4 protein-coding genes are annotated in these 10,970 nt (G+C 70.7%); all 4 read right to left on the reverse strand.

The window, feature by feature from the left end; genetic code table 11:
• Nucleotides 1–29: 29 nt before the first annotated feature.
• Entirely contained in the window at nucleotides 30–4,052 is a 4,023-nt protein-coding gene (gene eccCa / locus AB0L00_RS38680) for a type VII secretion protein EccCa (protein ID WP_364442486.1), read from the reverse strand.
• A 139-nt stretch (nucleotides 4,053–4,191) separates the two neighbouring features.
• A complete protein-coding gene (locus AB0L00_RS38685; RefSeq protein ID WP_364442487.1) occupies nucleotides 4,192–4,632 on the reverse strand; it encodes a YbaB/EbfC family nucleoid-associated protein in 441 nt (146 codons plus the stop codon).
• A 174-nt stretch (nucleotides 4,633–4,806) separates the two neighbouring features.
• Complete coding sequence (locus AB0L00_RS38690) at nucleotides 4,807–9,351, reverse strand: hypothetical protein (protein ID WP_364442488.1); 4,545 nt, start codon at nucleotides 9,349–9,351, stop codon at nucleotides 4,807–4,809.
• 32 nt (nucleotides 9,352–9,383) lie between these two features.
• Nucleotides 9,384–10,970: hypothetical protein (locus AB0L00_RS38695; protein WP_364442489.1), on the reverse strand; the 1,587-nt coding region annotated here is incomplete at its 5' end.

Raw genomic sequence — 10,970 nt, forward strand, 5'->3', positions numbered from 1 at the left:
CTGTGATGCACCTATACGAGGGCGCAACGTCACTGTTCCAGGGCCAGCTGAACCAGCATCTTCGGGGCCGAGCGGCGTACCAGGACACCGCGGCCCGGCGGGAGCGGCCGGGCCCGCTGGTCGCCGATGACGGGGCCTTCGGAGGGGTCACCGGAGAGCACCAGGCCGTCGGTGCCGAGTTCGCTCAGCCGGCTCAGTATCGGCTCCGACATCTGGCGGCGCGTCAGCCCGGCGACCCGGCGGGCGGCCACCACGTGGAAGCCGACCTCCCGGGCCTGCGGCAGGAAGTCGACCAGAGGCGCCAGGGGCGACTGCCGGCTGGAGGACACCAGGTCGAAGTCGTCCACCACCAGGAACAGTTCGGGACCCTCCCACCAGCTGCGATCGCGCAGCTGCTCGACCGTCACGTCGGCCGGGGGCAGCCGCTCGGTGAGCTTGTCGGCGAGGGCCTGGGCGACCGCCGTGGCCGCATTGGCGTCGCCGGCGTAGGCACCAAGGTAGCCCGGAGGGACCAGGCCGAGCAGGCCGCGCCGGTAGTCGAAGATGACGAACCGCACTTCGTACGCCGTGTAGCGGGCCATCATCCCCCAGATCCACGTGCGCAGGAACTCCGTCTTGCCCGAGCCGGAGTCCCCGAACACCAGGAAGTGCGGGTCGGTGTCGGAGAGGTTCAGGTAGACCGGCCGCAGATCGTGCTCGGCGATGCCCACCGGCACACCGGGCGTCTCGTCCTCAATCGGGATCTCCATCTCGTCGACGGTCAGCCGTTCGGGCAGCATCCGGATCGCCGGCGCGGCCGCCCCCTGCCACCCATCGGTGATTTTGGTGAGCGCGTCGGCCTGGGCCTCGGCGAGTTCACCCACCGTGCCGCGGCCGTCCAGCCGGGGCAGCGCCACCTGGAACTGGGTGCCCGGCGGGGCGAGGCCACGGCCGGGCGGCACGCTGCCGAAGGCTCGGGCCACCCGGCGGTTGACCTCGGACTCCGACGGGTCGTTCAGCCGGAGTTCCAGGCGTCCGCTGATGCTGTCGCGCAGCGCGGTGCGGACGTCGCCCCAGCGGTTGGCGGTGAGTACCAGGTGGACACCGACACCGAGACCGCGGCCCGCGATGTCGTGCACGGCCTCGTCGATTCCCTCCATCTCACCGCGGGCGGCACCCCAGTTGTCGATGAGCAGGAACACGTCGGCGGTCCGCATCCGCTGCGGCAGCCCGCCGGCCGCGCGGCGCCGCCGGAACTCGGTCGCGGAGTCGATGCCCATTCCGCGGAACTGGAGTTCGCGTTCGCCGATCAGCTGGCGGACCTCGGCGAGGACCCGCCGCGCCTGCGCCAGGTCGTGCCGGCCGGCGACCCCGCTCACGTGCGGGGAGCGTTCGAACGGCAGCAGCGAGCCGCCGCCGAAGTCGAGGCAGACGAACTGCGCCTCGTCCGGGGTGTGGGTCAGCATCGCCGACAGCATCAGCGTGCGCAGCATGGTGCTCTTCCCGGACTGCGGAGCGCCGATGACCATGAGGTGGCCGGCCTGCACGAAGTCGGGAACCAGCGCCTGCTGCAGCTGCTGGAGCGGGATGTCGAGGACACCGACGGGGAACTGCAGCCGGCCGCGGGACGGCCACCACTCGGCCGTCAGACCGCGTTCAGGACGGACCGCGACCGGGCCGATCAGGTCGTCCAGCGGGAGCGCGGGGGGCAGCGGCGGCAGCCACACCTGGTGGGCGGACTGCCCGACGGTGGCCAGGCGCTCCGCGATGACCTGCATCTCGGTCGGCCCGGTGATCAGCGGGCGGGGCCGTTCCTGCTCCTGGCGGTCGTGTGGCTCGGCGTTCGGGTCGGGCGGCACCCGCAGGCCGAATGGCACCGGTCGGACGAGCGACGGCCCGGCCGGCATGTGGTCCCGGGCGGACTGGTGCGGTCCGGAGACGTGGGCGACCCGGAACCGTTCGTACACCGCGTCGGTGACCTTGAGGTAGGCCGATCCGGGGATGGGCGGCAGCTGGTAGGCGTCCGGGGTGCCGATGACGACGCGGGACTCCGCGGCGGAGAAGGTGCGCAGGCAGATGCGGTAGGACAGGTTCGCGTCCAGGCCGCGCAGCTTGCCCTCCTCCAGGCGCTGGGTGGCCAGCAGCAGGTGCATGCCCAGGGAGCGGCCGACGCGGCCGATCTGGACGAAGAGTTCGATGAACTCGGGCCGACTGGAGAGCAGTTCACCGAACTCGTCGACGATGATCAGCAGGTAGGGCAGCGGCTGCAGGGGGGTGCCGTCCGGAGCGGTCTGCCCGGCCGCGCGGCGCAGCTGGTACTCGCGGACGTTGTCGATGTTGCCGGCGTCACGCAGGATCCGCTGACGCCGCTGCTGCTCGCCCACCAGCGCGTCGCGTACCCGGTCCACCAGGGCCAGGTCGTCGATGAGGTTGGTGATCATGCCGGCCACGTGCGGCAGCTCGGTCAGGCCGGCGAAGGTCGCGCCGCCCTTGAAGTCGACCAGCACGAAGCTGAGCAGTTCCGGGGAGTGGGTGGTGGCCAGCCCGGTGACCAGGGTGCGCAGAAGCTCGCTCTTGCCGGAGCCGGTGGCGCCGACGACCAGGCCGTGCGGCCCCATGCCGCCCTGCGCGGACTCCTTGAGATCCAGCGAAAGCGCCTGCCCGTCGGCGTTGAAGCCGAGGGGCAGGCGCAGCACGGCCTCGTCCTCCACTCCGACCCAGAGCCTCTGCGGGTCGAAGGTCTCCACGTCGGCGATGCCGAGCATGCGCGGCAGCGACATCACTTGGGAGAGGATCTCCTCCTCGCCCTCCGTGGACAGCCGCAGCGGCGCCAGCTCCCGGGCGATGGACTCGCACAGGACCGGCTCCGGCCACTCGGCGAGCACGTCGGTGGGCTGCTGGGGAGGCGGAGCGCCCCGGTCGGTCGGCCGGACGTCCATGGTGAGCGCGCCGGTGCGGTTGACGCGCACTCGTACGTCGGCGCGGGTCGGCTCGTCGTTCTCTCGCTCCACCACGCACAGCACGGCGATGGCGCTGTGCGGACCGGCCGCCTGGAGGAGCTCCGCGGCCACCGGGGAGCGGGCCCAGGCGGCCCTGGGGTCGTAGCCGTCCAGGACCACCACGAGCCGGCGCCGACCGTCCGGCGCGTCCCGGCCGACGAGGCCGCGGTGGGGCGACGACTGCTCCGCGACCCGGTCCAGGACCGCTTGCAGGTGGTCGGCGACGTCGTCGAAGTCCTCGGCGACCAGGGGGACGACGCCGGCGTTCCCGGTGGCGTCCGGTTCGTGGGTGTGCGGCAGCCACTTGGCCCACTCCCAGTCGCCGTTTCCGGCGACGATGACCACGCCCACGTCGTCGGGGGCGTGCAGCACCCCGATCTGGCAGACCACGGCGCGGGCGACGCCGCGGGCCACCTCCAAGGGGCCCAGCACGCTGACCACACCACCGCGGGAAAGGTCGACCACCGCCGGCTGGCTGCCGACGGTGGACGCGGAGGCGATCAGCCGGTCGGCCGCCTCCTTGGCCCGGGAGTCGTACTCCACCGTGGGGTCGTTGCGGGCGGACAGGCGGATCGGGGTGGACAGCGGGGCCGTGCCGACGCCGACGCACACCCGCAGGAAGTCGGCGTCGGTGATCCGGCGCTCCCAGACCCGGCGGCGCCGGGCGGCGATCGCCCACAGCCGGTACGGCGACGGGTACGTCCACGCGGCGACCACCCGCTGGGCCTCCGCGACCTCCTGGGCGGTCTTTCGGACCTCGACCAGGTGGGCGAGGTAACGGTCACGGGCCCGCAGTTTGTCCTTGCGCGCGCTACCGCGCATCTGCAGGCGGATGCCCACGGTGGTGCCGATGGAGAGCACCACGAAGCAGATGCCCATCAGGATGAGCACCTTGCGGCCGCCGGACATCAGGTAGGCGGCCATGCTGATGCTCGACAGCAACGGCATCAGCATGACCAGCCAGTTGGTGGAATCCCGTCCGACGGGCTGCGGCGGCGCGGCGAGCACCACCGGTTCCGTCGGGAGCTGCGGCGGCAGGACCCGGGCAGGTCGGTGGAAGATGATCCGGGACATCAACGCTCTTCGTCAGTGACGGTGGCATGAGGGAAGCGGGGATGACCCGCATCCCGGCTCTCCCACCGTAGGAGTTCGCCGTCGGCGACGGGTAGCCCCCGTTCCCGCACCCGGGGATGCCCCCCATCGGGGACGCCGATCAGCGTGTGTCGTTCAGGCCGGGGAGGCGGGGAAGGCGGGAGCGCGGGCTGCCGGGGCGCCGGTTCGGGACCTTCGGCACCACGTTCCCGCTGTACCGGGTCGGCATCTGCTGCAGTTGGTCGATGAGGTCGGTGAGGTTGCCGGTCACCTCGTTCAGCCGCTCGGCGCGCTGGGCGGACAGGGCCTCGACGGCGTCGTCCACGGCTTCCATCACCAGGGCGGACAGCCTCTGCCGGTCGTCGGGGTCGATCACCGAGCGGTCGATGTCCAGCCCGACCAGCCTGCCCTGGCCGGAGACGGTGGCCCGGACCAGGCCGTCACCGCCGTAGCCGGTGGCCTCCATCGACTGCATCGCGGCCTGGACGTCGGCCACGTCGTAATTCATCTGCTCGGCGCGGCGGGCCAGCGCCTCGAAGTGGTTCTGGGGGGTCTCTGGCATGGGAATCGGTCTCCTTCGGTGGCCGGGCCGACCGGACGGCCGGCGATGGATCGTTCGGCGAGCACGATGACGCCGAAGCGGGCGAGCGAATGCATGTGTTCCTCGCCGGTGCGGGGCGACCCGTAGACGGATGGCCGGTCGGGCCGCCCCATCACATGACGTGTCCGAGGTGCTCTATGCCGCGCTGGGAATGAGCGGTCGGTTGAGCCTGACGACGGCGACCGAGACGCACGCCTCCACTTCTACTTTCTCTCCGTCTTCGTTGGTCATCGTGACCTTCGCGCACAGACTGGGCGACCGCCAGAGGTCGTCGGCTCGCGCGGTTCCCTCCTCCAGGACCGTGAAGTCGGCGGGGTCCCAGTCCTGCGGACTGGGCGGCAGGTCCAACAGGTCGGATAGTGGCGGTAGGCCGGGCAGGTCCTGGAGATGGGGTTTCGTGGTGGGGGTCAGGACGGCCCAGTGGCTGGATCCAGTGCCGTCCGTTCTGGCGGCGATAGTGATCGGCTTGCCGGTTCCATAAGTCTTGATTTCTCCCTCAGGCTCGAGGATGCGTACTTGGTAGCCGGTGTAAGGGGAGATCAGGTGCTTGATGATGCCGACCTCGGCGGCGGAGGTCGTCGCGGGGTCGGCGGTGAGGGTGTCGACGATGTCCTCGATGCCCGGGTTCGTCTTGCCGCTTGCCTTCCTGATCCCTTGCCAGGTCTCCTCGTCCAGCAGGTCGGGACGTCCACGGACCGCTTCGGCCAGGAATTCGCGCAGGCCGGTGTCGGTGGTGATGGGGGTGCTGCGGTCGGCCAGCAGTCTGCCTTGGGTCGCGACCCGTACGGCGCGAAGGAAGTCGCCGGTGGCGGATCCGATGCCCAGGCCGTTTTCGTGGACGGTCTTCAGCTGAGCGCCGGTCAGAGCAGCGGGCGCACCCGCCGGTTCCGGCTCGGTGGGCCAGACCTGGATGTCGGGCTCGATACCGACGAGCGGCTGGGGACGCGACCCAATCGTTGCGGCCGCTACGGGGACGAGTGCCGCCCAGCCCGCCGAGGCGTCCGAACTCGGATCGGTACGAGCCAGCACCAGCCGTGGCGCCCGCGAGTCACCATAGCCACGCACCCGCCCGTCGGTGCCCACGACCAGCAGGTACGTCCCTGTCAGGTCAGCGAGGACAGCCGGGGCCAGAACAGCGACGATCTGCTCCCAATGACCCTGTTCGCCGAACGCCTGCCGGATGTACCCGTCGGCTGAGCCATCGGCCAGATGCGTGCTGATCTGGTCGAACACCGCTCCCTGGTGGAAAACGGACAGGTCGTTGCCCAAGAACTCGGCCAGGATACGTTCTTCGAACTCCGCGACGACCATCGCGCCCATCGGCCCCACATAGGTCGAGGGCAGATGTCCCGCCTCGGTTCGGGGCAGATGTCCGGTCGCCAGCCCACGGAGTGTGGACGCGTCGCCGACCTGCTCGCCGTCGACGGTGAGCTCGCCGCCGACCGCGTCGATCAGCGCTTCGAACACCGCGTTCGGGCCCGTCCGCGATGCGCCGAACCTTACCTGGTGGTCGCGCGCCCACGTCTCCTGGGCGGCGCTGATGCCCGCCGGCGTGAGGTCACCGGCCGGTTCGGTGTTCAGGTCACCGTCCCAGCCGGTGGCCGACATGAACGGCCCGCCCAGCTGATCGGCCGCGAGCGTGAACCCGTTGATATCGACGACCAGCCCTAGCCCCGCTCTGTCCAATGACGCCTTGGCATCGTCGTTCCAGGCGATCACCCGACCGGCCGGGTCGGCGGAGCCGAACTCCACCAGCCGCTTCTCATCCGTGGTGTCGATCGCCACCCAGGACCGCGTACCGTCGAAGAACAGTGCCGCGCCCCCGAAGGAGATCGCCTCGACCAGCTCTCGCAACGACGACGAGGCCACCCACTGATCGGCCGCGATCCCCGACGGAGGCCCGCCCTGGGTGATCTGCCCGGTGGCGGCGGGCACACCCACGCCGCCGCGTTCGTCGAACAACGCCTGGAACAGCTCGACCGCCGCGCCCAGACTCAGCCCGGAAGCGACCACACCGGCACCGGTCCGTTCTCCCGCGCCCAGTGAAGCCGGATCGCCGAGCCCGGGGATCGTGCCGAGCCGCCCCACCGTTTCGCGCAGATCGTCCGGAGTCAGCGACAACACCGCGCCTTGGGCCGCATCACCGGGTGCGCGGCTGGGGGCGGACCGCGGCACCGACGCACTCGCCTGCCAGAGTTCGACCACCCTGCGCAGCCAGGACGCCACGGCCTCATCCCCACCGGCGGCCTTGGTCGCGTCGAGGGCCCGGCCCAACCTGACCAGCACCGGATCGGACAGATTCGGGCTGCCCAACGGCGACCCGCCCGCGAACCGCCCCGCCGCCGGCGGCAGTGCCACCCACCGCCGCCCCCCGGTGTCTTCGTCCGGGATCGGCGCGATGTAGACCGGCCGGCCCTTCCCGTACCGGTTGACCGCACCGTCCCGCTCGACCACCCGCACGGCCAGGCCAAGCCGGTTCACGAAGAACGGCACCACCTGCTCGGCCAGCTGTGGCCAGTACCCCGGATCAGCGGCCGACGCCGCCTTGATCGAGGCGATGATCTCCCCCAGCGCCTGACCACCATTGATCCGCGCACCGATCCGTTCACTCAGCGCCCGGGCGGCCTCGTCGTCGGCCGGATTCTCACGCTGGTAATGAAGACCCGCGTAGATCGAGTACACCACCTGCCAGAAACCCGGATGGGCGTCGGTGAACTGAGGGATCTTGTCGGCCAGCAACTGGCGCAGATCCCCCGCACTACCGACGAACACCCCGTCGGCGGTGGTGAAACCGCCGTCGGTGGCCTGCACCAGTGCCTCAAGCAAGCCGTCCGGACCGGCCGGGACCTCGACGAACCGGCGGTGATGACCCAGCGCCCATTTCTGCTGCGCCGTACTCACCCCCGCCGGCGCCCGGCCCACCGGCCCAACCGGCATGACCGGTTCGGTCGCGTCGACGATAGGGCTGATCGGGGCGGGCGTACGACGCCCGCCGGCCACATCAGCCGGACGGGTGTTCGCCCCCAGCGCCAGCGGAGGACCGACCGGCACCAGCCCCATCCACAGAATCCCGGAAGCGGCCGCGCCCCCTTCCAGCTGTGCGACGGTGACCGGCTGTCCTCCCCCGCGGGTGCGCACCCGCGACCCGTTGGCCTGCAGGATGATGACGTTCACCCCAAGATAACGGTCCACCAGCACCTGCAGCAGCGCACCGGTCAACACCCCATCAGGGCCACCCGAGACACCAGCGACGATCTGTCGCCAGGCCCGGCCATCCGCCAGGCGTTCGTAGGCCTGTGCCTCCCCCTCAGCGTCGGCGGCTCGTACGTACTGGTCCGTGATGTCCGCCCAATGCGGCGAACCCGTCACGCGGTCGGTGTCGGTCTCCATCGCCCGCGCCAGCCGCATCCGCAACTCGCGCGGACCACTCGACAGCGCTTCCACCCCTCCCGCGCGGCCGGCGGCCACCAGCGCCTCGAAGGGATCACTACTTCCGCGCGGCCCGACAAAGACCATCCCGCTCTCGGCGGCCCATTCCACCTGCTGCGGCGACAAGCCCTCCAGCACCGGACCGTCCACCGCCGCTGGTGCTCCCGTCCACCGCGGCTTCCCGTCGGGGCCGGAACCGTGGGCAAGCACCAACGTCGGGCCCGACCCGTGAGCGCGCATCCGCCCATCAGGGTGCAGCACCAGCAGGCTCTTCCCGAGGTACTGGCTGATCAATGACGGGGCGACGCTGTTCTCCAGTTCCGACCAGACTCCGGCCCCAGTGATGGCGCCGAGAATCCACTTCCACGCATTGCCGCTGTCGACCGAGTCTTCGACGTACTTGTGGAGTTCGTCCGGCGACAGGTCACGCCCGCGATCGTTCTCCCTCACCCGGGCTTTGACCGCGGACGCATACCCCTCCTTCACCCCAGGCCAGCCCAAGCCCTCTTCTGCAGAATCGTTCTGCATCCACTGGCCCAGCAGATAACGTAGCCGCGCTGGATCACGGACTACCTGGCCATCTGCGGTGACCGAACCACCGGACGCCGCGAGTACCGCCGCGTACAACGACCCGACGCCGGCGCCCAGCGCCGCAGCATCCCGTTCGCCGCCGACCGGCTCTTTCCCCTCGACGAACCCCCACGAATGCGCCCAACGCGCATGCTCCCACCCGATCCCCGCAGGAAGCCCGAAGTTCGGCCGGTCACTTCCGCGGTCCGATCCGCCGTCACCAACGCTGACCGTCTCCTCTCGCACCGGGAGCGCATTCGGCGTTTCTGTGGTTTCGGGTATCAGAGTTCTTCCAACGAATCGGCTGTACGCCCCGTCCCCGCCCTTGACCTGACCACCGCCGATGGTGGACGGGCCGGCGGCTTCTCCGGCTTCCATGACGGTTGACGTGATGCGGGAGTTGGACGTGTCGGGGACAGACGCCGCCGACAGCGGGATCGCGTCCAGATTCAGAGCTCCGACCGTCTGCACCGCCACAGGCGGCTCGATTGGGGCGACATCTGTGGCCGCGCCGGTAACGCCGGCCATGGGGTCGCTGACGCCCGCAGGGTCGGTCGGTGGCGGCACGAACCGCCTCCGCCCATCAGGGAGCGTCTGCATTACCCCCACGGCGGCTTGCAGGCATGCGCTGATGCTTTGGCTCGACTTACGCCACACGTCTCGCTCCATTTTGCTGTTCATGTTTCGGCAATCGTTACGCCGCACGGGAGTGCTCACTCGACGACCGCCACCTCGACGCAGTCCCTGCTGCGACTCTTGCTGCTCTTGTGCCAATCGAAAGTGCCCACTTCGTCAACCCCGTGATCGCCCTGTTCAGACCTTGAGAGGTCTCCGGTGGTCTGAGGGCCGACCGCCGGACCTGCGGACGGCGTCGCGGGTGCCGTCAGTCGTTCCCCGGCGGCCCGTACGGCCTGCTCCGTCCACCGCGCCTGACCGGCGGAAGTGGTGTCGTTTCGGATGGCGCGCAGGTCGTCGAGCAACTGCTCGGCTTCGGCGGCCCGCCCGCGCACGTCTTCGAGACGCCCGGTGAGCAGCGCGATCGCCGCGTCGTGGCCGTCGAGCACTCCCTGAAGCCGGTCGCGTTCGGCCTCCAGAGGCGACGTCAGGTCCCGTATCCGGGTCGGCGCGGTCGGATCCGGACCGCCGTCCAGGGCGAGGCGGACCCGCTCGGTCTCCAGGTCCTCGAGCCGGTCGGTGACGCGGGTGAGTTCGGCTCGTGCCCGGGCGCGATCCCGTTCCGCGGTGACGTGCTCGGGTTCGAGTCGGGCGACCGCCTCCTGCCATCCGGCGACGGCCTCCAGTGCCCGGTCGAACAGGCCGGGCAACGACGGACGCACCGCGGCCAGGTGCGCGCGGCGTTCGGCGATCGCCGCCGTGACCGCCTGCGCGAATGTCTGCCCGCGTTGCCAGGACGTGCGGTAGAAGCGTGCCAGGTCGACCGGGTCGAAGCCGTGGGCCACCGCGAGACGCCGGAGGTCGTCGGTCCAGAGTCCGGCTCGCGTCGCCTGGTCGGCGGTCAGGACGGCGTCATCGAAGGTCACGGGGTCGAAGGCGTAGACGCGCCCGGCCGGGTCGGCCCAGTGGCTGCGTACGGTGCCGTCGGGCTGACGAACGTCCAGCCGGATGTGCGCACCGAGCTCGTGTGCGACGTCCCGGGCGACGAACACCGGGTCCAAGGCGGACATCGCGGCCTCGGGCGGCAGCGCGGCCGGGGCGCCGGCCTTGTTGTCCCGGCGCAGCGCGTGGACCCGGTGGACCTCCGCGATGACGTCGGTGATCTCCTCCTCGACGGGGTGGAACAGACCGTCGGTCAGCCGGTTGTCGGCCCTGGTGAGCCGTTCCTCGTACTGGCCGAGCATCAGGAGAGCGCCGGGGTCGAGTTCGTAGGCCGAGCGCAGATCGGCCGTCATGGTCCGCACCGCCCACTCGAGCGTCGCTCGGTACTGCCGGGTCTGCGCCTCCGGACCGACGGTGAGCACGAGCGGGCGGTCGCCGCCGGCCTGCTCGCGGATATGGGTGACCAGGCCGTGGTGGGCGCGCGAGGCGGTGTAATCCTGGTGCGCCGCGTCGGCCAGCAGCGCGGGCAGGTCGAAGCGGGGGGCGGTGTCCAGTCCCTGCCACGCCTGTGGGTCCACCCGCCTCTGCAACACCTCTTCGGCCTGCTTCCGGTTCTCGGCCAGGTCGGCGAGCAGTTGCTGGTACTGGGCCTCGAAGATCTCCACGTACACGTCGCCGGTGACCGGGTCGCTGCGGAGCGGGTCGCCCACGTTGTGGGACTCGCGGAACAGGTGGTGCCGGGT

The sequence above is a fragment of the Actinoallomurus sp. NPDC052308 genome (assembly GCF_040679195.1).
In the GTDB taxonomy this organism is placed as follows: domain Bacteria; phylum Actinomycetota; class Actinomycetes; order Streptosporangiales; family Streptosporangiaceae; genus Actinoallomurus; species Actinoallomurus liliacearum.

What these genes read in the sequence shown, in the direction of transcription:
- eccCa (WP_364442486.1), bottom strand. Translation starts at nt 4,052, where the DNA reads ATGTCCCGGATCATCTTCCACCGACCTGCCCGGGTCCTGCCGCCGCAG.
- AB0L00_RS38685 (WP_364442487.1), bottom strand. Translation starts at nt 4,632, where the DNA reads ATGCCAGAGACCCCCCAGAACCACTTCGAGGCGCTGGCCCGCCGCGCC.
- AB0L00_RS38690 (WP_364442488.1), bottom strand. Translation starts at nt 9,351, where the DNA reads ATGAACAGCAAAATGGAGCGAGACGTGTGGCGTAAGTCGAGCCAAAGC.